The following is a 21529-nucleotide window of genomic DNA, read 5'->3' as shown; positions in this document are numbered from 1 at the left end:
AGCATCGCCCCCCATGAAACCCCAGGTGCAATTCCGCCTCCGCATCAAGCGCGGTGATGTCATCGCCATCGGCCCGGGCAAGGTGAGCCTGCTCGAAGCCATCGCGCGCACCGGCTCGATCTCGGCGGCCGGCCGGGAACTCAACATGTCGTACCGGCGCGCCTGGCTGCTGGTGGACGAGATCAACCGCTCGCTGACCGGGCCGGCCGTGTCCACGGCAGCCGGCGGGGCCAAGGGGGGCGGTACCTCGCTCACGCCCGTGGGCGAAGAGCTGGTGCGGCGCTACCGCGCCATCGAGGCCATCGCCCTGGCCGCGGCCTCGGCCGAGCTGCAGCAGCTCACCCGCCTGATCGCGCCCTGAAGCGGGCCGCCCTCACGGCGCCTCGGCACCGGGCGCCCCCTGCGCCAGCGTGAGGCTCAGGTCTTCTGCGTCCTGCGCCCCGAGCACGAAGGACAGGCTCACGTGCTCCGACAGCACCAGGGTGAGCGCCAGCTCGGTGCCGCCCGCCACGGGCTCAACCATCCATTCGCACACCCGCACGGCGCTGCGCAGTTCGGGCAGGCGGCTGAGCGCGCCGCGCACCGGCAACTCCTGCGAGACCAGGTGGCTCGGCAAGGCATTGAACACGGGCGCGCTGTGCGAGGCCTGCTGCGCGTGGGTGGGTCCGGTCATGGCGTGCTCCGAAAAAGTGGGTCAGGCTTTCGCTATATTTCTCAGTATATAACCAAGACCGCGCCCTGGCACCGGCAGGGCGTCGCCCGTATGCTCGGCCAGACAACGGAGATCCACATGAACATCGATTGGGCCCACTTCACGCCCTGGGCCTCGCTGGCCGGGGGCATTCTGATCGGCCTGGCGGCGGCCGCCTTCATCCTCATGAACGGCCGCGTGCTCGGCATCAGCGGCATCCTGGGCGGCCTGCTGCCGCCCCGGGCGGGCGACGCGGGCTGGCGCATCGCCTTCCTGCTCGGGGTCTTCAGCGCCCCCCTGCTCTACGGCTGGCTCGCGCCCGACGGCCTGCTGCGCGCGCCGCGCATCGACGCGGGCACCGGCCTGCTGGTGGCCGCGGGCTTGCTGGTGGGCCTGGGCACGCGCTACGGCTCGGGCTGCACCAGCGGCCACGGCGTGTGCGGGCTCTCGCGCCTGTCGCCGCGTTCGCTGGTGGCCACGCTGTGCTTCATGGGCGCGGGCTTCGCCGTCGTCTACGCCGTCCGCCACCTGCTCTGAGGAGACCCCACACCATGCAACGCATCATCGAATTTCTCGTCGGCCTGCTGTTCGGCCTGGGCCTGCTGCTCTCGGGCATGGCCGACCCGGCCAAGGTGCTGGGCTTCCTCGACCTGTTCGGCACCTGGGACCCTTCGCTGGCCTTCGTGATGGCGGGCGCGATCGCGGTGGGCGTCTTCGCCTTCGCGCTGGCGAAGCGGCGCACCACCAGCTTCTTCGGCGACGCCATGCACCTGCCGAAAGCCACGCAGATCGACCGGCGCCTGGTGCTGGGCAGCCTGGTGTTCGGCGCGGGCTGGGGCCTGGCGGGCTTCTGCCCGGGCCCTGCGCTCGTGTCGATGGCCTCGGGCGAGTTCAAGGCCGCGGTGTTCGTCGCGGCCATGCTGGTGGGCATGCTGATGCACGGCTGGGCCGAGCGCCTGCTCGCCCGGCCGGCGGCGGCCGCCGCGCGCTGACGAACCCGGCTTACTTCGCGGCGCGCGCCTTGGCGACGGCGGCCTGCGTTTCCTTCCAAAGGTCTTCGCCCACGTTGGCGGCGATGCCCGAGTTCACGCCGGCGAGTTTTTCGCGCATGCGGTTGGCTTCGGCCGGCGAGAGCTGGTTGATCTGCATGCCCTTGCCCTTGAGGTCGGCCAGCGCCTTGTCGGCCTCGGCGCGCGTGTCCTGGCGCTCGAAGTCACGGCTCTTCCTGGCGGCGTCCAGCAGCACCTTGTGCTCGTCCTTGCTCAGGCCGTCCCAGTACTTCTTGCTCACCAGCACGATCCACGGGCTGTAGACGTGGTTGGTCACCGTGAGGTACTTCTGCACCTCGTAGAACTTGCTCGAGAGGATGGTGTTGTACGGGTTCTCCTGGCCGTCCACGGTCTTGGTCTCCAGCGCGGTGAACAGCTCGGAGAATGGCAGCGGCACGGCGTTGGCGCCCAGGGTCTTGAAGCTGTCGATGAACACGTTGTTCTGCATCACGCGCAGCTTGATGCCGTCCATGTCCTCGAGCTTGGTGACGGCGCGCTTGTTGTTGGTGAGGTTGCGGAAACCGTTCTCCCAATACACCAGGCCGACCAAGCCTTTTTCCTGCAGCTTGTCCATCACCTTCTGGCCCACCGGGCCGTCGAGCACCACGTCGGCTTCCTTGGCGTTGTCGAACAGGAAGGGCGTGTCCCAGATCGCCATTTCCTTGGTGATGCCCACCAGGGTGGCGGTGGAGCCCACCATCATTTCCTGCGCGCCACCGATCAGCGCCTGCTGCATCTGCACGTCCGAGCCCAGCGCGGCGGCGCCGATGGCGCGGATCTTCATCTTGCCGCCCGAGGCTTTTTCGACCTCTTCGGCGAACAGCTTGGTGGCGCGGCCCTGGTTGGAGATTTCGTTGAGGCCGTAGCCGAAACGGATGATGCGCGGCTTGATGTCCTGCGCCCAGCTGGCGGCGAAGGGGGTGGCGAGCGCGGCGGCCGCGGTGGCGGCGATCAGGGTGCGGCGAAACAGGGTCATGGTTGTCTCCTTGGGGGTGGGTGAAGGGGAAGTGGCAAGGTCAGCGCATCCAGGCCACGGGCGCGGTGACGATCTGCGGGAACACGATGAACAGGCCGAGAACGATGAGGTAGGTGATCAGGAAGGGGTTCACGCCCTTGATGACCTGGTGCATGGGCAGGCGCCCGACCCCGGCCACCACGTTGAGCACGGTGCCCACCGGCGGCGTGACCAGGCCGATGGCGCCGTTGAGCACGAACATCAGCCCGAAGTACACCGGGTCGATGCCCGCCTTCACGGCGATGGGCAGCATCACCGGCGCGAAGATCAGGATGGTGGGCGTGAGGTCCAGCGCGGTGCCGATCGCCACCAGCACCAGCATCATCACCACCATCAGCACGCGCGGGTGTTCCACCAGCGGGCCCAGCCAGCCGGTGAGCGTGGACGGCAGGTCGGCCAGCGTGATCATGTAGCTGGCCACGGCGGCGCCGGCGCACAGGAACATCACCACCGAGGTGGTGCTCGCGGCGCGCACCAGCGCGCTGTACAGCTCGGGCAGGCGCATCTCGCGGTGCACGAAGAGCGCGATCACCAGCGCGTAGAACGCGGCCACCACGGCGGCCTCGGTGGGCGTGAAGATGCCGCTCTTCATGCCGCCGATGATGATCACCGGCATCACCAGCGCCCAGACCGCGCGGCCCGTGAGGCGCAGGCGCTCGGCCATGGGCACCGGCGGCGAGCTGGTCAGCGTCATCTTGCGCAGCACCACTCGCCAGGCCACCACCAGCGCCACGCCCATCACCAGGCCGGGCACGATGCCCGAGATGAACAGCGCCGAGATCGAGGTGTTGGTGGTCACGCCGTAGATCACGAAGGCCATGGACGGCGGGATGATCGGCCCGATGACGCTGCCGGCGGCGATGAGCCCGGCCGACGAGGCCACCGGGTAGCCGTGCTTGCGCATCATGGGCAGCAGGATGGCGGACATCGCGGCCGCGTCGGCCAGCGCCGAGCCCGACATGGCCGAGAGCAGCACCGCCGCACCGATGGCCACGTAGCCCAGCCCGCCGCGCACGTGGCCGACCCAGGCCTGCGCCATGTCGATGATGCGCTTGCTGATGCCGCCCGAGTTCATGAGCTCGCCGGCCAGGATGAAGAAGGGCACGGCCAGCAGCGGGAAGCTGTCGATGCCTGCCACCATGTTCTGCGCCAGCAGCTGGGTGTCCCAGAAGTCCATCACCCAGGCCATGGCGGCCCCCGTGAGCAGCAGCGCGAAGGCCATGTTCATGCCGATGCCCATGAGCACCAGCATGCCGGCGATGAAGACCACGAAGGCCAATGCTTCAACGCTCATCGTGTCACTCCATGTCCACCGCGTGGCCCAGGTCGAGCGGCGTGCGGCGCACGATCTCGACCAGCACCATGGCGCCGATGGCCAGCGCGCACAGCAACGCCGGCAGGGGCAACAAGGCCACGGGGTAGCCCAGCACCACGGAGTGGCTGTCCATGCCCACCACCACCTGCTGCCACGCGCCCCGACCCAGCAGCACGCAGGCCAGCAGCACCAGCCCGCGGATGGCCAGCGTGGCGAAGGCGAATGCGCGCGGGCGATCGCGCAACGAGCCGACCAGGCTGGTGAAGGCCATGTGCTGGCCCAGCGGGTAGGCGGCGGTCGCGCCCAGGAACACCATCCACACGAACAGCAGGCGCGAGAGTTCTTCGGTGGCGTTGATGCCGCTGTCGAAGCCGTAGCGCAGCACCACGTTGGCGAACACGCAGACCACCATGCCCGCCAGGCACAGCGCGAGCAGGGCCTCGGCCCCGTGTTTCAAGACTTGCGATGGTTTCATGAGCGAAGCTCCAGGGAATGGGGGGTGGCGTTGCCGTGCACCCAATGCACCACGGCCTCACCGAGTTCGGCCAGCGGGCGCGTGGCGTCCAGCGGCAGCACGCCGGGTTCGCGGCGCGGGTCTTCCAGCGTGGCGAACTGGCTGGCCACGAGGCTCACCGGGAACAGGTGGGCCGGGCGCGCGGCCACGCGCTCGCGCGCCTGCTCCTGCGTGAGTTCGAGAAACACGAAGCGCAGGCCGGGCACGGCAGCGCGCAGGCGGTCGCGGTAGCGCAGCTTGAGGGCCGAACAGGTCAGCACCACGCCCTCGGCATGGGCCTGCAGCTGCTCGGCCAGGGTGTCGAGCCAGGCCGCGCGGTCGTCGTCGCTCAGGGGGATGCCGCCGCGCATCTTGGCGACGTTGCTGGCGGAGTGGAAATCGTCTCCCTCCAGCAAGGGCACGCCCAGCGTCCGGGCGCACAACTGGCCCAGGCTGGACTTGCCGCAACCCGCCACGCCCATGACGACGAGGGAGGTGTTCGGGGGCGATGCATTCATTTGGTAGCGCTGTCCCAACAAGGTGAAAAAGAAAACCGGTCCTCATGTCCGACCGTGCCCGCCTTCCTGGCTGGGACTTTGGTCGGCCTGTGGCACGATTCAGGGTAAATTCGGGTGTCCATGGCCTTGGACAGCGCTATCCTAACGCCTGGCTCACCGCCTCCAACACCGGGAAAACCCTTGGAACCGACCGAACGCAAGCGCCGCCACAGCGGCCGCACCACCCTCAGCGACGTGGCCCGCGCGGCCGACGTGAGCCCCATCACCGCCTCGCGCGCGCTGCGCGGCGAGCGCAGCGTGGCGGCCGAGCTGGTGGAGCGCGTCAAGCTCGCCGCCGAGCAGCTGGGCTATGTGCCCGACCCGGCGGCGCGCGCCCTCGCCTCCCAGCGCAGCACGCAGGTGCCGGTGCTGGTGCCGCTGCTGTCCAACGCGCTCTTCGTCGATGTGCTGGAGGCCGTGCACCGCACCCTGCTGCCACACGGCTACCAGACCCTGATCGGCGTGACGCACTACGAGCCGCGCGAGGAAGAGCAATTGCTGCGCAGCTACCTGGCGCACCGGCCGGCGGGCCTGCTGCTCACTGGCTTCGACCGCACCGAGGCCGCGCGCCAGCTCATCGCCGGCAGCGGCGTGCCCTGCGTGCACCTGATGGAATTGACGCAGGCACCGGGCGTCTACTGCGTGGGCTTCTCGCAGGTCGAGGCGGGCCACGCGATCACCGAGCACCTGGTGCAGCGCGGCCGCCGGCGCATCGCCTTCGTGGCCGCGCAGCTGGACCCACGCACCATGCAGCGCGCCGAGGGCTACCGCCGCTGCCTGCGCCAGCACGGCCTGTACGACGCGAAGCTGGAGCTGCTGAGCCCGCAGCCCTCGTCCATGCAACTGGGCGGTGAACTGCTCGAAGACCTGCTGCGCACCCGCCCCGAGGTGGACGCGGTGTTCTTCTGCAACGACGACCTGGCCCAGGGCGGCCTGCTGTGCGCGCTGCGCCTGAAGATCGAGGTGCCCGCGCGCATCGCGGTGGCGGGCTTCAACGACCTCTCGGGCAGCGACCAGATGGTGCCGCCGCTGACCACGGTGCGCACGCCGCGCCGCGCCATCGGCGAGGCCAGCGCGCAGATGCTGCTGAGCCTGATGCGCGGCGAGCTGCCACCCAAGCCTTCGCTGGACCTGGGCTTCGAGCCCCTGATCCGCGGCAGCAGCTGAGCCCGATCAAACCGGGAAACGATCGGCGTAGTCGACCTCGAGCCGCGAGTGCAACTGCCAGTAGCGCGGCGCCTCGCGGCCCTGCAGGCGCGCGACCAGCAGATCGAGGTGCGCATGCCACCCGGCCGACACGCTCAGCACATCGTCGCGGCTGGGCAAACGCTGGTGCGTGATCACGAGCCGCACACCGCCCCCGACTTCACGCAGCTCGTACTGAACCTCGCCCTGCCCGCCCCAGGTGTGGGCCAACCGATGCGGCGGTTCGCACACCGTGACCTGTCCCAGCAGTTCCGCGCATGCCGCCATGTCCGCGTATTTCGGTGGCGCGGGGTCGTCGGCATGCGTCAGCTCCTTGTGGCGGAACGTCAATGCCACCCGGCCGCCCACCTGCAGGTCCATCGCACCGCCGGCCAGCCACTGGGCGCGCTTGTCCTCTTCGGTGATCCAGGCCCACGCCCGCTCGATGGGGCCGGGCAGCAGGCGTTCGATGCGCACCGTGTCGGGGGCGGTGAGCACGCCGTAATCGTCGTCCTTCATGGTTTTCTCCTTGGGTTGCGGGGTGCCCGCGGTTGCCGGGCCTTGTCCTCGGCTTTGAGCAAGGCTTCGAGCACATCGACGCGCTGCTGCCAGAACCGCTCGTAGTGGCGAATCCACTCGAGCCCGGCGTGCATCGGTGCGGCGTTCAACTGGCACAGGTGGGTGCGTCCGGTGATGGTGCGCTGGATCAACCCGGCCCGTTCGAGCACCTGGATGTGCTTGGATGCCGCGGCCAGCGAGATGTCGAACGGCGCCGCGAGCTCGCCCACGGGCAGCGGCTGCGAGGACAGCGCGGTCAGCATGGCACGCCGGGTCGGATCGGCCAGGGCGCGAAACACGGCGTCGAGTTGGGGCGCTTCATATTCAACCATGAAGTTGAATATATACACCACCCGAACAACTGTCAACCGAATGATTGAATGTTTTTCTACCGGGCCATGGCGGTAAGCTCCGCGTCGAAGACACCACCCGGAGACCCCATGCCCGCCTACCTCTACGGCAACATCGACATCACCGACCCGGCCCTCTACGAGGAATACCGCCGCGAGGTGCCCGCCGTGATCGCCGCGCACGGCGGCCGTTACCTGGTGCGTGGCGGCGCGGTGAAGGTGCTCGAAGGCCACGGCGTGCCGAACCGCCAGGTGATCCTCGAATTCCCCGACATGGCGCGGCTCGAGGCCTTCTACCACTCGCCCGAGTACCAGCGCCTGGTGGCGATCCGGCAGCGCGCCGCCAGCGGCACGCTGTTCGCCATCGAAGGCTACTGAGCCGGCGGGTCCTGCGCCGGGGCGGCGGCGCCCATCACGCTGTACCAGTCGACCTTGCGCGTCGCGACCATGATGGCGGCCAACACGCCGAACAGCAGCAGCGAGCCCATCATCAGCGCGTTGTCCTCCGAGATCAGGATGCCGTAGAGCACGCCATAAAGCGCCACCAGCAGGCCGCTCATGAGCAGGCCCGGCGTCCAGCCGCCCAGCACGTGGCGCAGGTAGTGCGCCAGCAGGCCGATGCAGGCCGCGCTGGCCACGAGGTAGGCCCAGACGAAGTCCAGGTGCTCGGCGATCGACAGCAGCAGCAGGAAGAACAGCACCAGCGCGGCGCCGATCATCAGGTACTGCATGGGGTGGATGCGCCAGCGCTTCACCATCTCCAGCACGAAGAAGGCGGCGAAGGTGAGCACGATGAACATCATCCCGTACTTGGTCGCGCGCTCCGTCATGCGGTAGACGTCCACCGGGTTGCCGAGCGAGACGGAAAAGCTCTCGGGCGCGCGCCGCTGCTCGCCGCCCTGCTGCACGAACTGCTGCTGCGCCTGGGTCGAGAGCGACGGCACGCTCCACGCGGCCTCGAAGCCCGAGGCGCTCACGCTGCGCGTGCGCGGCAGGAAGTCGCCGTCGAAGCTGGGGTGCGGCCAACTCGATTGCAGCTGCACGCGGTTCTCGTCGGCCAGCGGCACCCAGCCGATGCGGCCCGTGCCCGCGAGTTCGAGCTGCAGTTCGAACGGCAGCACCGCGCCGGGCCGCAGCTGGGCGACGTCGAGCGAGGCGGCCAGCGGCAGGGGCAGCCGCTGCGCGGCCGGCCCGGGCGCCACGGCCAGCGCGCGGCCGTCGACCTTGAGCTGGGGCGCGTTGAGCAGGCCGCGCAAATCGCTCACGCCCATGAGCAGGCGTGGCTGGCCCAGGCTGATCTGGCCGTTCTTCTCGCGCGGTTCCACCTCGGTCCACACGAAGCGGCCGCTGCTCTGGTTCACGCTGGTGTAGACCGTGATCGGGAAGACGCCGCGCCAGCGCGTCTCGGTCGCGAGCTGGCTGCGGGTCTCCATCACCGTGGGAAAGCGGATCACCGCGTGCGACTGCGTCACGCGCTCCTCGCGCGTGTGGCCGGCCTCGCCCACGCTCACGGTGCGCGTGAAGGTTTCGGTGTAGGGCACGTACAGCACCGGCCCGGTGAGGGTCTGCGCGCCGGCGTGCGCGCGCGCCACCTCCTCGGTGGCGGTTTCGCGGTTCTGGCTGCGCTCCTGGATCAGGTCGCGCACCATCAGGAGGGGAATCGAGAGCAGCAGCATCAGCAGGCCGATGACCAGGACTTTGCTCAGCAGGGGGTATTTGTTCAAGTCGGGCTCCGTGGTGAGAACCCGGCCAGTCTGGCCCCGCCGTGCGAAGCGGCCGTGCGCTGCAGCAGCGTTTTGTGCAGTGGGTGTGAAACCCTCAGGCCGGCAGGCGCCAGCGGGCGATGCAGCCGCCGGGCGAGGACACGTTCTCCACCACCACCTGGCCGCCGTGCAGGTCGCTCACCTCCTTGACCAGGCACAGGCCCAGGCCCGAGCCCTTGTCCTGCCCCTCGCCGCGCGGCAGCGAATAGAAACGCTCGAACAGGCGGTCGCGCGCGTAGTCGGGAATGCCCGGCCCCTGGTCGCGCACCGACCACTCCAGCTGGCCACCGTCCTTGTGCAGGCGCAGCCACAGCTCGCCCTGCGGCGGCGAGAAGTCGATCGCGTTGTCCAGCAGGTTCTGCAAGGCCTGGCCGATGAGGAAGGCATCGCCCTGCACCACCAGGCCCTGCCCGAGTTCGTCGCGCACGCGCAGCGACTTGCGGCGCAGGCGCGGCTCGAGCCGCTGCAGCAGCTCGCGCGTGAGCGCGCTCAGGTCCACCGGCTCGCGCGTGCCCAGGCCTTGCATCTGCTCCACGTGGGCCAGTTGCAGCAGCTTGTCCACCAGCAGGTGCAGGCGCTCGGCCTGCCGTTGCACGTTGCCGGCGAAGCGCTGCCGGTCGGGCGCGGGCAGGTCTTCCTGCAGCAGCTCCGCCGCGCCCCGGATCGCGGCCAGCGGGCTCTTGAGCTCGTGCGTGAGCGTGTGCACGTAGCTCTCCACATAGGCCTTGTCCTCCAGCTTGAGCCGCATGCGCTCCAGCGCGCCCGCCAGGTCGGCGAACTCGGTGCTGCCGCTCAGGCGACCGAGCACCGGCAACGGCACGCGCTCGCCGCGCGAGACCGCGTTCGCATAACCGCGCAGGCGCGAGAGCGAGCTCGCGATCCACCAGCTGAACAGCAGGCCGATGAGCAGGGACAGGCCCAGCAGCGCCCAGGACCAGCGCAGGATGCGCTGCTCGCTGCGGTCGATGTAGGGCTGCAGGCGCTGGTTGGGGCGCGAGACGGTGAGCACGCCGATGACGCGGTCGCCATCGCGGATCGGCGCGGCCACGTGCATCACCGTGTTGTCGGGATCGTAGGGACTGGCCGGGCTGGAGCGCGCGCCGTACTCGCCGCGCAGCGTGCGCACCACGTCGTTCCAGCGCGAATGGTCCTGGCCGATGGCCTCGGGCTGCGTGTCGAAGCGCACGATGCCTTCGGCATCGGTGATGGTGATGCGGGTATCGATGCGGTCCTTGCGAAAGCCCCCGATGTTGGCGCCGGGCCGCGCGGTGTCCAGGCCCTGCAGCGAGCGGGCGAAGAAACCCTCGGCGATGGTGCCGGCCTTCATGTCGGGCGTGGCCAGCTGCGCCAGCGTGTAGGCCGCATCGATCAGGCTGTCCTCCATGGCCAGGCGGGTGCCGGGCTTGACCTCGTCCAGCAGCACGCGCAGCACCACGAACAGCGCCAGGCCCAGCACCAGGAAGAACCCAATGAGCAGGCGCAGGCCGATGCGCATTCAGGGCAACCGCAGCGAGTAACCCATGTGGCGGTGGGTCTGGATCACGTCCGCCACCAGGCCCCGCTCACGCAGCTTGGCGCGCAGCAGCTTGATGTGCGCGTCCACGGTGCGCTCCGAGGTGTGTGGCGCGCCGCCCCAGACCAGCGCCATGAGTTCGGCGCGCGAGAAGATGCGCTGCGGCCGCCGCAGCAGCGTGGCCAGCAGCAGGAACTCGTAGCGCGTGAGCGCCAGCAGTTCGCCCTCGCAGGCGATGCGCTGCGCCTTCTCGTCCAGCGTGAGCAGGCCCGGGGCCACCGGGGTGGGCGCGGGCACGGCGGCCGGGGCGCCACCGGCCGCGCTGCGGCGCAGGATGGCGCGCACGCGGGCGCACACCTCGCGCGGCGAGAACGGTTTGACCACATAGTCGTCGGCCCCCAGCTCCAGGCCCAGCACGCGGTCGATCTCCTCGTGGCGCGCAGTCAGGAACACGATGGGCAGCTCGCTGGTCTTGCGGATCGCGCGGCACACGTCGAAGCCGTTGCCATCGGGCACGCCCACGTCCAGAATGGCGAGGTCCGGCGGTGCTTCTTCGAAGGCCGACAGTGCCTCGCGCGCCAGCCCCACGTGCCGCACCTCGAAGCCCTCGCTCTGCAGCGCGTACAGCAAGGTGTCGGCGATGGCCTGTTCGTCTTCCAGCAGCAGGATGCGCTTGCGCATGGTGTAGAGGGGGCTTTCGGATGGAGCGGGCCATCTTAACCAAGGCCCTGGGGGCCCCCGAAAGCCAGTCACAGCTGGTTACGAGCACGACCTTTGACCACACGCCGGCTTCACACGGGGGCGGGATAATTCCACCCCATGCTTCAGCTCACCCCACGCAGGACGGTTCTCGCCCTGGCGTTCTCCGCCGCCCTCGTCGTGGCGTTCCCGGTCCCGGCGTCGACCTTCGACCTGCCCTCGCTGGATCGCATCGTCCACTACCAGCCCAAGCTGCCGCTGCAGGTCTACACCGCCGACGGCGAGGAAATCGCGCAGTTCGGCACCGAGCGGCGCGACTACGTGCCGCTCTCGCGCATGCCGATGCAGCTGCAGCAGGCCGTGCTGGCGGTGGAAGACGCGCGCTTTCGCGAACACTCGGGCGTGGACCCCAAAGGCATGGCGCGCGCGGTGCTGGCCGTGATCACCGGGGGGCGCAAGCAAGGCGCCTCCACCATCACGCAGCAGCTGGTGCGCACCATGCTGCTCACGCGCGAGTTCTCGGCCGAGCGCAAGGCCAAGGAAATCTGGCTGGCCCTCAAGCTGGAAGACGAGATCTCCAAGGACCGCATCCTGGAGATCTACATGAACGAGATCTTCCTGGGCCAGCGCGCCTATGGCTTCGCCGCCGCCTCGCAGATCTACTTCGGCAAGCCGCTGGACAAGCTCTCGCTGGCCGAGACCGCCATGCTCGCGGGCCTGCCGCAGAACCCGTACTACGCCAACCCGGTGGCCAACTTCGAGCGCGCCACGCAGCGCCAGCGCGTGGTGCTCGAGCGCATGCGCGCCGTCGACGCGATCGACGACAAGCAGCTCGCCGCCGCGCGCGCCGAGAAGCTGGTCATCCGCACCCCGGGCACGCGCAGCGTGCACGCGGCCCACGTGGCCGAAATGGCCCGGCGCGCCGTGGTCGAGCGCTTCGGCACCGAGGCCTATTCGAGCGGGCTGCGCGTGACGACCTCGCTGCGCGCGGCCGACCAGCGCGCCGCGCACACCGCCGTGCAGCGCGGCGTGCTGGCCTTCGAACGCCGGGGCGCGTGGCGCGGCCCGGAAGACACCGAGTCGCTGCCCTCGGGCAACGGCGCCGAACTGGAGCGCGCGGCCGCCGAGGCGCTCAAGGACCACCGCGACGACGAAACCCTGCGCGTGGGCATCGTGCTCTCGGCCAGCCCGACGGCGCTGGAGGTGCAGCTGGCCAGCGGCGAACGGATCACCGTGCAGGGCGAGGGCCTGCGCTGGGCACAGAAGGCGCTCGACGCCAAGGCCAAGGCGCCCATGAAGGTCACGCGCGGCGCCATCGTGCGCGTGGTCGCCAACGGCAAGGCCAAGGACAAGAAGACCCCGCTGTGGGCGATCTCGCAGTGGCCCGAGGCCGAGGCCGCGCTCGTCGCGCTGGACCCGCAGACCGGCCGCGTGCGCGCGCTGGTGGGGGGCTTCGACTTCACCAACCAGCCGTTCAACCACGTCACGCAGGGCTGGCGCCAGCCGGGCTCGGCCTTGAAGCCGCTGCTCTACTCCGCCGCGCTCGAAGCGCGCGTGATGCCGGCCACGATGGTGGACGACCTGCCCTTCACCGCCACCAACGGCTGGAGCCCGAACAACGCCAGCGGCGAACACCTGGGCCCGATCTCGGTGCGCGAAGCGCTCAAGCGCTCGAGCAACCTGGCCAGCGTGCGCGTGCTGCAGCACACCGGCACCCAACCCGCGCGCGAATGGACCGGGCGCTTCGGTCTGGACGTGGCGCGCCAGCCCAACGACCTCACCCTGGCCCTGGGCACCGGCAGCGCGACGCCCTTGCAGATGGCCCAGGCCTACGCCACCCTGGCCAACGGCGGCTGGCCGGTGGCGCCGGTGGTGATCGAGAAGATCTCCGACGCGCAGGGCAAGGTGCTGTTCGAAGCCCCGGCCGCGCCCCCGCTGACCGAAGAGACCCGTGCCATTCCCGCGCGCAACGCCTACGTGGTCGGCAGCCTGCTCAACGACGTGGCGCGCGCCGGCACCGCCGCGCGGGCCCAGGCCCTGCTCAAGCGGCCCGACATCTACGGCAAGACCGGCACCACCAACGACGCGGTGGACGCCTGGTTCGCCGGCTACCAGCCCTCGCTGGCCGCGGCCGTGTGGGTGGGCTACGACAAGCCGCGCAGCCTGGGCGGCGGCGAGTCGGGCGGGCGCATCGCGCTGCCGATCTGGATCGACTACATGGGCGCGGCGCTCAAGGGCGTGCCGGTGGCGCAACCGCCCGCCCCGCCGGAAGGCCTGGTGCGCGATGGCGAGGACTGGCTGTACGCCGAATGGCACGACGGCGGCTGGGTGTCGCAGATCTCGGACACCAGCGGGGTGCAGTACAAGACCAACCTCGGCAACGAGATCGGCAAGGTGTTCAACTCGTTCGGTGCCTGGCTGCGCGGCGAATCCAGGCCCTGAGCGAAGGCCCCCTGAGCGCTGCACGGCGGCGACAGCCCAGCGCGGACCGCGCACCTATCATCGGCTCACCATGAGCCCTGCCGCCCCTTCTCCCGACGCCGCCGCCCCTCCCACCGCCGTGTTCGAACAGGACGGCACCCGCTGGCAGCCCAGCGTGCTGGCCCGCGGCCCCTGGGACGCCCGCGCCCAGCACGGCGGTGCGCCTTGTGCCCTTCTGGTGCACCTGGCCGAAAGCGCCCTGCCCGACCCGGCCTGGCAGCTCTCGCGCCTGAGCATCGAGCTGATCAAGCCGGTGCCGGTGGCGCCGCTGACCTCGCGCCTGGACACCCACCCGGGTCGCTCCACCACGCGCATGACGATCGACCTGTTCGCTGACGATGTGCTGGTGGCCCGGGGCCATGCGCTCCTGGTGCGCGGGCAGCCGTTCGAGTTGCCGTCCGGCCTGCCGGGCTGGTCACCGGAGCTGCTGCAACCGCTGCCCGACGAATGCCATGAGCGGCTGCGCATTCCTGGCCTGCCGGATGGTGTCTCGTTCTACCAGTCCGCCATGGACCACCGCATGGCTCAGGGCGATGCCGCGCAGCCCGGCCCGGCCGCCGCCTGGTTTCGCCTGAGTGTGCCGCTGGTGCAGGGTCGGCCCAACTCCCCCGCCATGCGGGCGGCGGCCGCCGCCGATTTCGGCAATGGCCTGAGCTGGGTGCTGCCGGCCGAGCGCTACCTGTTTTCGAACGCCGACCTCAGCCTGCACCTGCACCGCCCACCCGAAGGCGAGTGGATCGGGTTGCGCTCGGAAACCCAGGCCCACGGTGGCGGCGTGGGCACCACCTTGTCACGCCTCTACGACGTGCACGGCCCCATCGGCGTCGCGATCCAGACCCTGGTGATGCGCGAACGCGCCTGAGGCGCGCTCAGCCCGCGCAGATGCGCGCCTTGGCCTCGGCGTATTCGCGCTTGAAGCGCGCCACCAGATCGGCGGCGGGCAGCACCTCGCGGATCGCGCCGATGCCCTGGCCGCAGCCCCAGATGTCGCGCCAGGCCTTGGCCGCGTTGGCGCCCTCGCCGGTGGCGAAGTTCATCTTGCTCGGGTCGCTCTGCGGCAGGTTGTCCGGGTCCATGCCGGCGTTCTTGATGCTGCCCTTGAGGTAGTTGCCGTGGATGCCGGTGTAGAAGTTGCTGTAGACGATGTCGTCGGAGTCCGACGCGGTGATCATCTCCTTGTAGCCGTCCACCGCGCGCGCTTCCTCGGTGGCGATGAAGGCCGAGCCGATGTAGGCCAGGTCGGCGCCCATGGCCTGCGCGGCCAGGATGGCACCGCCCGAGGCGATGGCGCCCGAGAGCGCGATCGGGCCGCCGAACCATTCGCGGATTTCCTGCACCATCGCGAACGGGCTCTTCACGCTGGCGTGGCCACCGGCACCGGCGGCCACGGGGATCAGGCCGTCGGCGCCCTTGTCAATCGCCTTGTGCGCGAACACGTTGTTGATCACGTCGTGCAGCACGATGCCACCCCAGGCGTGCACCGCCTGGTTCACGTCCTCGCGCGCGCCCAGGCTGGTGATCACGATCGGTACCTTGTACTTGGCGCACAGCTGCATGTCGTGCTCCAGCCGGTCGTTGCTCTTGTGCACGATCTGGTTGATCGCGAACGGCGCGGCCTTGTTGTCGGGGTTGGCCTTGTCGTGCGCGGCCAGGGCCTCGGTGATTTCAGCCAGCCATTCGTCGAGCTGCGAAGCCGGGCGGGCGTTGAGCGCGGGCATGGAGCCCACCACGCCGGCCTTGCATTGCGCGATCACGAGCTTGGGGTTGCTGATGATGAACAGCGGCGAGCCGATCACCGGGAACTTCAGGTTCTTCAGAACGGGCGGCAGGCTGCGGGCGGGTGCGATCATGGTGTCTCCGTTGGGGTTCGTCAGGATTCTGGGGGCAGCGCGGGGCGAGGCCCTGTCGATGCGGCGACAGGGCGCGCGAAAACCGCGATCAGAAGGCCTCGATGGCGAGCGCGGTCACGGCCTCGGCGCCGTCCACGATGCTGTCGCGCACGCCCGGGGCGCGGCTGAGGAGGTGGTCGGCGTAGAAGCGCGCGGTGGTGATCTTGGCCTGCATGAAGGCCGCGTCCTTGCCCTGGGCCAGTTGGTCCTCGGCCACCATCAGCGCGCGCGCCATCTGCCAGCCCGCCACGAGGTTGCCCGCGAGCATGAGGTAGGGCACGCTGCCGGCGAAGGCCGCGTTGGGGTTGGCGCGCGTGTTGGCGGCGATGAACTCGACCACGTCCACGAAGGCCTCGCGCGCGGCCTTCAGGCGCGCATGCACGGCCTTCGCGTTGGCGCTGCCGCGCGTCGCCAGTTCGGCTTCGGTCTTCTCGATCTGGGCCGCGATGGCCTTGGCGCCGGTGCCACCATCGCGCGCGGTCTTGCGGCCCACGAGGTCGTTGGCCTGGATGGCGGTCGTGCCTTCGTAGATGGTGAGGATCTTGGCGTCGCGGTAGTACTGCGCCGCGCCGGTCTCCTCGATGAAGCCCATGCCGCCGTGCACCTGCACGCCCAGGCTGGTGACTTCCAGGCTCATCTCGGTGCTGTAGCCCTTGACCAGGGGCACCAGGAATTCGTAGAAGGCCGCGTTCTGCTTGCGCACCTCGGCATCGGGGTGGTGGTGGGCGGCGTCGTACGCGGCGGCGGCCACGCTGGCCATGGCGCGGCAGCCTTCGGTGGACGCGCGCATGGTCATGAGCATGCGCTTGACGTCCGGGTGGTGGATGATGGGCGCGGCCGCGCTCATCGAGCCATCGACCGGGCGGCTCTGCACGCGGTCCTTCGCGTAGCCCACGGCCTTCTGGTAGGCGCGCTCGGCGATCGCGATGCCCTGCACGCCCACGGCGTAGCGCGCGGCGTTCATCATGATGAACATGTACTCCAGGCCCCGGTTTTCCTGGCCCACGAGGTAACCCACGGCACCGCCGTGGTCGCCATACTGCAGCACGGCGGTGGGGCTGGCCTTGATGCCCATCTTGTGCTCGATGCTCACGCAATGCACGTCGTTGCGCGCGCCCAGGGAGCCGTCCGGGTTCACCATGAACTTGGGCACCACGAACAGGCTGATGCCCTTCACGCCCTCGGGCGCGCCGGTCACGCGCGCGAGCACGAGGTGCACGATGTTCTCGGCCATGTCGTGCTCACCGTAGGTGATGAAGATCTTGGTGCCGAACACCTTGTAGCTGCCATCGGGCTGCGGCTCGGCGCGGCTGCGCACGGCAGCGAGATCGGAGCCGGCCTGCGGCTCGGTGAGGTTCATGGTGCCGGTCCATTGACCGCTCACCAGTTTTTCGAGGTAGGTCGCCTTGAGCTGGTCGGAGCCCGCGGTGAGCAGGGCTTCGATCGCGCCGTCGGTCAACAGCGGGCACAGCGCGAAACTCATGTTGGCGCTGTTGAGGATTTCGCCGCAGGCCGCGCCAATGGTCTTGGGCAGGCCCTGGCCACCGAAGTCCACCGGGTGCTGCAGGCCCTGCCAGCCACCTTCGGCGTACTGCTTGAAGGCGTCCTTGAAACCGGGTGTGGTGGTGACCACGCCGTCCTTGAACCACGAAGGGTTCTTGTCACCCTCGAAGTTCAGCGGTGCGATCACGCCTTCGTTGAGCTTGGCGCACTCCTCGAGCACGGCTTGCGCGGTTTCCAGGCCGGCTTCCTCGAAGCCGGGCATCTGCGCCACCAGGTCGATGCGGGCCAGGTGCTCGATGTCGAACAGCATGTCCTTGAGGGGGGCGGTGTAGCTCATCGTCTTGTCTCCGGGGGAAATTCAGGGGGCAGATGCGGCAAGGGCATCGCGAACGATGCCCTTGTCTTTCTCAAGCGGCTCAGAGTGCCTTGATCAACTCGGGCACGGCGGTGAACAGGTCCGCCTCCAGGCCGTAGTCGGCCACCGAGAAGATCGGGGCCTCGGGGTCCTTGTTGATCGCCACGATGACCTTGGAGTCCTTCATGCCGGCCAAGTGCTGGATGGCGCCGGAGATGCCAGCGGCGATGTACAGCTGGGGCGCCACGATCTTGCCGGTCTGGCCCACCTGCCAGTCGTTGGGCGCGTAGCCCGCGTCCACCGCGGCGCGGCTGGCGCCGAGTGCGGCACCGAGCTTGTCGGCCAACGGGGTCATCACCTCGTTGAACTTCTCGGCGGAGCCCAGCGCGCGGCCACCGGAGACGATGATCTTCGCGGCGGTGAGCTCGGGGCGGTCGCTCTTGGCGATCTCGCTGCCCAGGAACTTGCTCTTGCCGTCATCGGCCGCGGCCGTGGCGGTTTCCACGGCGGCGCTGCCACCGGTGGCCGCCGCCGGGTCGAAGCCGGTGGTGCGCACGGTGATCACGTGCTTGGCATCGGTGCTCTGCACGGTGGCGATCGCGTTGCCGGCGTAGATCGGGCGTTCGAACGTGTCGGCGCTGATGACCTTGGTGATGTCGGAGACCTGGCCCACGTCCAGCGTGGCGGCCACGCGGGGCGCGACGTTCTTACCGCTGGCGGTGGCCGGGAACAGGATGTGGCTGTAGTTGCCCGCGATGGCCAGCACCTGCGCGGCCACGTTCTCGGCCAGGCCGTGTTCGAAGCCGGGGGCGTCGGCGTGGATGACTTTGGCCACGCCAGCGATGGCGGCGGCGGCCTTGGCGGCTTCACCGGCGTTGTGGCCGGCGATGAGCACGTGCACGTCACCCCCGCACTGGGCGGCGGCGGTCACGGTGTTGAGGGTCGCGCCCTTGATGGAGGCGTTGTCGTGTTCGGCAATAACGAGTGCGGTCATTTGTCAGGTCCTCAGATCACTTTGGCTTCGTTCTTCAGCTTGTCCACCAGGGCGGCCACGTCGGCCACCTTGACGCCGGCACCGCGCTTGGGCGGCTCGCTGACCTTGAGGGTCTTGATGCGCGGCTTCACGTCCACACCGAGGTCTTCGGGTTTGACGATGTCCAGCTGCTTCTTCTTGGCCTTCATGATGTTGGGCAGCGTCACGTAACGCGGCTCGTTCAGACGCAGGTCGGTCGTGATGACGGCCGGCAGCGTGATGGACAGCGTCTCCAGGCCGCCGTCCACTTCGCGCGTGACGCTGGCCTTGCCGTCGGCCACTTCGACCTTGGAGGCGAAAGTCGCTTGGGGAAGCCCTGCCAGCGCGGCCAGCATCTGGCCGGTCTGGTTGCAGTCGTCGTCGATCGCCTGCTTGCCCAGGATCACGAGCTGGGGCTGTTCCTTGTCCACCAGCGCCTTGAGCAGCTTGGCCACGGCCAGGGGCTGCAGTTCTTCGCTGGTCTCCACCAGGATGGCGCGGTCCGCGCCGATGGCCATGGCCGTGCGCAGGGTCTCCTGGCACTGCGTCACGCCGCAGGAGACGGCGATCACCTCGGTGACCACGCCCTTCTCCTTCAGGCGCACGGCTTCTTCCACCGCGATCTCGTCAAACGGGTTCATGCTCATCTTGACGTTGGCGATGTCCACGCCAGTACCGTCGCTCTTGACGCGAACCTTGACGTTGTAATCCACCACGCGCTTGACAGGGACGATGACCTTCATGATTGGGTTGCTCCTGATGATTGGAAAAATGTCGTCACGAATTGACGTGCACGTCAACTCAAGGATTGTATGCGGATGGTCAGCCGCCTCATGGGCGCTGCCCTCGTGGGCGACGCACAAACCGAGAAAAGAACGGTCGTGCTTTTTTGCCATTGTAGGCGCTATTGCCCCTGGATGGAAGTCTCCCTAGTGAAACGGCACGTGCCTTCGGTCTCGGAATGACCGTTTGATTTCTTAATAGATTGTCAAAACGGCTGCAGCACCGCAGGTCCATCGATATATTCGTGCAAACACATTCTGTTTCTTTTAATCCTTTGAACCACCTGCCCGAGCCACATGCGCATTGCCGCCATTGATGACGATCCCGCGCAGCTGGATCTGGTCAGGGTGGTCGTCGCATCCATGGGCCACGACTGCCACCTGTTCGAGAATGCCAACGCGCTGCTGCGCGTGCTGCCCAAAGAGACGTTCGACCTCTTCATCGTCGACTGGGAGCTGCCCGACATCCCCGGCCTGGACGTGATCCGCGCCATCCGCGACACCGCAATGGCACCGGTGCCCATCCTGATGATGACCAACCGCAGCGACGAGCGCGACATCATCGAAGGCCTGAACTGCGGCGCCGACGACTACATGGTCAAGTCCGCCCGCGTGGGGGAGTTGCGCGCGCGCCTGATGGCGCTGCTGCGACGGGGCGGCCACGCCCCGGCGCCGAGGGAGCTGGTCTGGGGCCGCTACCGTTTCCTGGTGCAGGACCGCGTGGTGCGCGTCGACGGCGCCGAACTCTCGACCCTGACCAGCAAGGAATTCGACCTCGCCTTCCTCATGTTCCGCAACATGGGCCGCCTGCTCTCGCGCGCCCACCTGATCGAGGCCGTCTGGGGCATCGACGCGGACATCTCGTCGCGCTCGCTGGACGTCTACATGTCCCACGTGCGCAGCAAACTGAGCCTGCGCGCCGAGTCGGGCTACAAGCTGGTGTCCGTCTACAGCCACGGGTACCGGCTCGAAGACCTCGGCCCGGTGCCGGCCGCCCTGGCCCATTGAACATGCCCCGCACCGCCCCTCAATCCCCTTTGCGTTCGCCCTGGCGCCTGGTGGCCCCCGCCGCCGCCCTGCTCTGCTGGAGCGGGCTGGCGCTCGCGCAGCAGGACCGCGTGCACACCGTGCAGCCGGGCGACAACCTGTACGACCTCGCGCAGCGTTACCTGGACGACCCGAGCCAGTGGCCGCAACTGCAGCGCCTCAACCAGGTGAGCCATCCGCGCCGCCTGAGACCCGGCAGCCAGCTGGTGATTCCCGCCGCGCTCGCGCGCCCCGAGCCGGCGGTGGCCGATGTGCTGCACGTCGCGGGCCAGGCCAGCGTGCGCCAGGGGGCGTCCCAGGCCCATGCCGCGCCGCTGGTGGTCGGCGGACAGGTGAGCGAAGGCGCGCAGATCGAGGTGGGTGACGACGGCTTCGTGACCCTGCGCCTGGCCGATGGCTCGGTGGTGCGCCTCTCGGCCGGCACGCAGGTGCGCCTGCGCGAACTGCGGCATGCGCCCGCGCCCGGCCATGCGCAGTCCGGCCTCGACCTGGAGCGCGGCCGGGTCGATGCCACGGTCAAGCCACTGGCCTCTCCCCGCAGCCGCTTCGAGGTGCGCACGCCGCGCGCCGTGGGCGGCGTGCGCGGCACCACCTTCGGCGTGGCGGTGGGCAGCGGAGGTGACCTGATCGGCGATGTGCGCGAAGGCGCCATCCAGGTGCGCTCGCGCGCCACCCCCACGAATGCGGCAGGCACCCTGGTGCACGCCGGCCAGGGCGCGCGCGTGGGCAACACAACGGTGGTGGCGCCCCTGCTCGCGCCGCCCGACCTCTCCGGCGTGCCCGACGTGCTCGAGGACGCCTCGCTGATCGAACTGCCGCTCGCCCGCGAAGCCGGCGCCGTGGCCTGGCAGGTGCGCATCGCCAGCGACGACGCGGCCGAGCGCGTGGTGCGCAACGCCGTCTTCCCCTCGCCCGTGGCGCGTTTCGCGGCGCTGGACGATGGGACCTACCTGCTCGCGGTCCGCGCCATGGATGGCCAGGGCATTCCGGGGACCGAGGCGGTGCGCCGCCTGGTCGTCAACGCGCACCCGACGGCCCCTTTGCTGCGCGAACCGCGCCAGGGCAGCCGGGTGGTGGGTCCCGCCATCGAACTGCTGTGCACCGAAGGCGCCACGGCCGTGGGCTACCGCTTCGAGGTGGCGCGCGACGCCAGCTTCACCGATCTGGTCGCGCAAACGCCCGACCTCGACCGCTGCCAGCACACCGCACAAGCGATCGCCGCCCAGGTCGGCATCACAGAAGCGCGCGGCGCCCAGCTTCCAGAGGACAAGC

23 protein-coding genes are annotated in these 21529 nt (G+C 69.2%); 9 read left to right on the top strand and 14 right to left on the bottom strand.

Annotated features, from left to right (window positions below):
- The first annotated feature begins 13 nt into the window (after positions 1-13).
- Positions 14-361, top strand: coding sequence for a winged helix-turn-helix domain-containing protein (locus AC3WPZ_RS22895; RefSeq protein ID WP_382159393.1), 348 nt, complete (start codon positions 14-16; stop codon positions 359-361).
- A 12-nt stretch (positions 362-373) separates the two neighbouring features.
- Here AC3WPZ_RS22895 and AC3WPZ_RS22890 read toward each other — a convergent pair whose 3' ends face one another.
- Positions 374-673 (bottom strand): hypothetical protein, encoded by a 300-nt coding sequence (locus AC3WPZ_RS22890; RefSeq protein WP_444688591.1) that lies wholly within the window; start codon positions 671-673, stop codon positions 374-376.
- Positions 674-790: 117 nt separating this feature from the next.
- Here AC3WPZ_RS22890 and AC3WPZ_RS22885 point away from each other — a divergent pair, with 117 nt between their 5' ends.
- Both AC3WPZ_RS22885 and AC3WPZ_RS22880 read left to right on the top strand, forming a co-directional pair.
- Positions 791-1228, top strand: coding sequence for a YeeE/YedE family protein (locus AC3WPZ_RS22885; RefSeq protein WP_492441718.1), 438 nt, complete (start codon positions 791-793; stop codon positions 1226-1228).
- Positions 1229-1242: 14 nt separating this feature from the next.
- The gene (locus AC3WPZ_RS22880; RefSeq protein ID WP_444688590.1) at positions 1243-1683 is read left to right on the top strand and encodes a DUF6691 family protein; all 441 of its coding nucleotides are present in this window, start codon (positions 1243-1245) and stop codon (positions 1681-1683) included.
- A gap of 10 nt (positions 1684-1693) precedes the next feature.
- Here the strand turns inward: AC3WPZ_RS22880 and AC3WPZ_RS22875 are convergent, their stop codons facing one another.
- Genes AC3WPZ_RS22875 through AC3WPZ_RS22860 form a run of 4 tightly spaced genes read right to left on the bottom strand, consistent with a single transcriptional unit; the run spans position 1694 to position 5081 of the window.
- A complete protein-coding gene (locus tag AC3WPZ_RS22875) occupies positions 1694-2716 on the bottom strand; it encodes a TRAP transporter substrate-binding protein (protein ID WP_382159399.1) in 1023 nt (340 codons plus the stop codon).
- 40 nt (positions 2717-2756) lie between these two features.
- A complete protein-coding gene (locus AC3WPZ_RS22870) occupies positions 2757-4049 on the bottom strand; it encodes a TRAP transporter large permease (RefSeq protein WP_291113066.1) in 1293 nt (430 codons plus the stop codon).
- A 4-nt stretch (positions 4050-4053) separates the two neighbouring features.
- The gene (locus tag AC3WPZ_RS22865; RefSeq protein ID WP_382159401.1) at positions 4054-4545 is read right to left on the bottom strand and encodes a TRAP transporter small permease subunit; all 492 of its coding nucleotides are present in this window, start codon (positions 4543-4545) and stop codon (positions 4054-4056) included.
- Positions 4542-5081: a gluconokinase gene (locus tag AC3WPZ_RS22860; protein WP_382159403.1), complete on the bottom strand. Its 540-nt coding sequence runs from the start codon at positions 5079-5081 to the stop codon at positions 4542-4544. Before AC3WPZ_RS22860 ends, AC3WPZ_RS22865 begins: the two co-directional genes overlap by 4 nt.
- 120 nt (positions 5082-5201) lie before the next feature.
- On the opposite strand from AC3WPZ_RS22860, the gene gntR reads away from it, so the two are divergent.
- Positions 5202-6287 carry an HTH-type transcriptional regulator GntR gene (gntR, locus tag AC3WPZ_RS22855; RefSeq protein WP_382323806.1) on the top strand — a complete coding sequence of 362 codons (1086 nt, stop codon included), beginning with the start codon at positions 5202-5204 and terminating at the stop codon, positions 6285-6287.
- A 6-nt stretch (positions 6288-6293) separates the two neighbouring features.
- Here the strand turns inward: gntR and AC3WPZ_RS22850 are convergent, their stop codons facing one another.
- Positions 6294-6824 (bottom strand): SRPBCC family protein, encoded by a 531-nt coding sequence (locus AC3WPZ_RS22850; RefSeq protein WP_492441715.1) that lies wholly within the window; start codon positions 6822-6824, stop codon positions 6294-6296.
- Positions 6821-7195 (bottom strand): ArsR/SmtB family transcription factor, encoded by a 375-nt coding sequence (locus AC3WPZ_RS22845; RefSeq protein WP_492441713.1) that lies wholly within the window; start codon positions 7193-7195, stop codon positions 6821-6823. Before AC3WPZ_RS22845 ends, AC3WPZ_RS22850 begins: the two co-directional genes overlap by 4 nt.
- 108 nt (positions 7196-7303) lie before the next feature.
- Here AC3WPZ_RS22845 and AC3WPZ_RS22840 point away from each other — a divergent pair, with 108 nt between their 5' ends.
- Complete coding sequence (locus AC3WPZ_RS22840) at positions 7304-7591, top strand: DUF1330 domain-containing protein (RefSeq protein ID WP_444688586.1); 288 nt, start codon at positions 7304-7306, stop codon at positions 7589-7591.
- Here the strand turns inward: AC3WPZ_RS22840 and creD are convergent.
- The 3 genes from creD to creB all read right to left on the bottom strand — a co-directional run bounded on the left by creD (position 7585) and on the right by creB (position 11170).
- Positions 7585-8937, bottom strand: a complete 1353-nt coding sequence (creD, locus tag AC3WPZ_RS22835) for a cell envelope integrity protein CreD (protein WP_492441711.1) — start codon at positions 8935-8937, stop codon at positions 7585-7587. The genes AC3WPZ_RS22840 and creD overlap by 7 nt on opposite strands.
- A gap of 94 nt (positions 8938-9031) precedes the next feature.
- Positions 9032-10471 (bottom strand): two-component system sensor histidine kinase CreC, encoded by a 1440-nt coding sequence (gene creC / locus AC3WPZ_RS22830; RefSeq protein ID WP_492441709.1) that lies wholly within the window; start codon positions 10469-10471, stop codon positions 9032-9034.
- The gene (creB, locus tag AC3WPZ_RS22825; RefSeq protein WP_492441707.1) at positions 10472-11170 is read right to left on the bottom strand and encodes a two-component system response regulator CreB; all 699 of its coding nucleotides are present in this window, start codon (positions 11168-11170) and stop codon (positions 10472-10474) included. It lies immediately after the preceding gene.
- A gap of 138 nt (positions 11171-11308) precedes the next feature.
- On the opposite strand from creB, the gene AC3WPZ_RS22820 reads away from it, so the two are divergent.
- Both AC3WPZ_RS22820 and AC3WPZ_RS22815 read left to right on the top strand, forming a co-directional pair.
- Positions 11309-13630, top strand: a complete 2322-nt coding sequence (locus AC3WPZ_RS22820) for a penicillin-binding protein 1A (protein ID WP_492441705.1) — start codon at positions 11309-11311, stop codon at positions 13628-13630.
- A 70-nt stretch (positions 13631-13700) separates the two neighbouring features.
- Positions 13701-14531, top strand: a complete 831-nt coding sequence (locus tag AC3WPZ_RS22815; protein ID WP_492441702.1) for a thioesterase family protein — start codon at positions 13701-13703, stop codon at positions 14529-14531.
- 7 nt (positions 14532-14538) lie between these two features.
- On the opposite strand, the gene AC3WPZ_RS22810 is transcribed toward AC3WPZ_RS22815, so the two are convergent.
- The 4 genes from AC3WPZ_RS22810 to AC3WPZ_RS22795 form a co-directional block, all read right to left on the bottom strand.
- A complete protein-coding gene (locus AC3WPZ_RS22810; protein ID WP_492441700.1) occupies positions 14539-15519 on the bottom strand; it encodes an NAD(P)H-dependent flavin oxidoreductase in 981 nt (326 codons plus the stop codon).
- An 88-nt stretch (positions 15520-15607) separates the two neighbouring features.
- Positions 15608-17398 (bottom strand): acyl-CoA dehydrogenase, encoded by a 1791-nt coding sequence (locus AC3WPZ_RS22805; protein ID WP_492441698.1) that lies wholly within the window; start codon positions 17396-17398, stop codon positions 15608-15610.
- Positions 17399-17477: 79 nt separating this feature from the next.
- The gene (locus AC3WPZ_RS22800; RefSeq protein ID WP_492441696.1) at positions 17478-18410 is read right to left on the bottom strand and encodes an electron transfer flavoprotein subunit alpha/FixB family protein; all 933 of its coding nucleotides are present in this window, start codon (positions 18408-18410) and stop codon (positions 17478-17480) included.
- Positions 18411-18421: 11 nt separating this feature from the next.
- Positions 18422-19171, bottom strand: a complete 750-nt coding sequence (locus tag AC3WPZ_RS22795; protein WP_382159425.1) for an electron transfer flavoprotein subunit beta/FixA family protein — start codon at positions 19169-19171, stop codon at positions 18422-18424.
- Positions 19172-19507: 336 nt separating this feature from the next.
- Between AC3WPZ_RS22795 and AC3WPZ_RS22790 the strand changes: the two genes are divergently transcribed.
- Both AC3WPZ_RS22790 and AC3WPZ_RS22785 read left to right on the top strand, forming a co-directional pair.
- Positions 19508-20218, top strand: a complete 711-nt coding sequence (locus tag AC3WPZ_RS22790) for a response regulator transcription factor (RefSeq protein ID WP_444688146.1) — start codon at positions 19508-19510, stop codon at positions 20216-20218.
- A gap of 2 nt (positions 20219-20220) precedes the next feature.
- Positions 20221-21529: FecR family protein (locus AC3WPZ_RS22785; protein ID WP_492441694.1), on the top strand; the 1309-nt coding region annotated here is incomplete at its 3' end.

The sequence above is a fragment of the Hydrogenophaga sp. FW305-3-2-15-A-LB1 genome (genome assembly GCF_058787875.1).
This window is presented reverse-complemented; position numbering and strand designations above follow the sequence as displayed.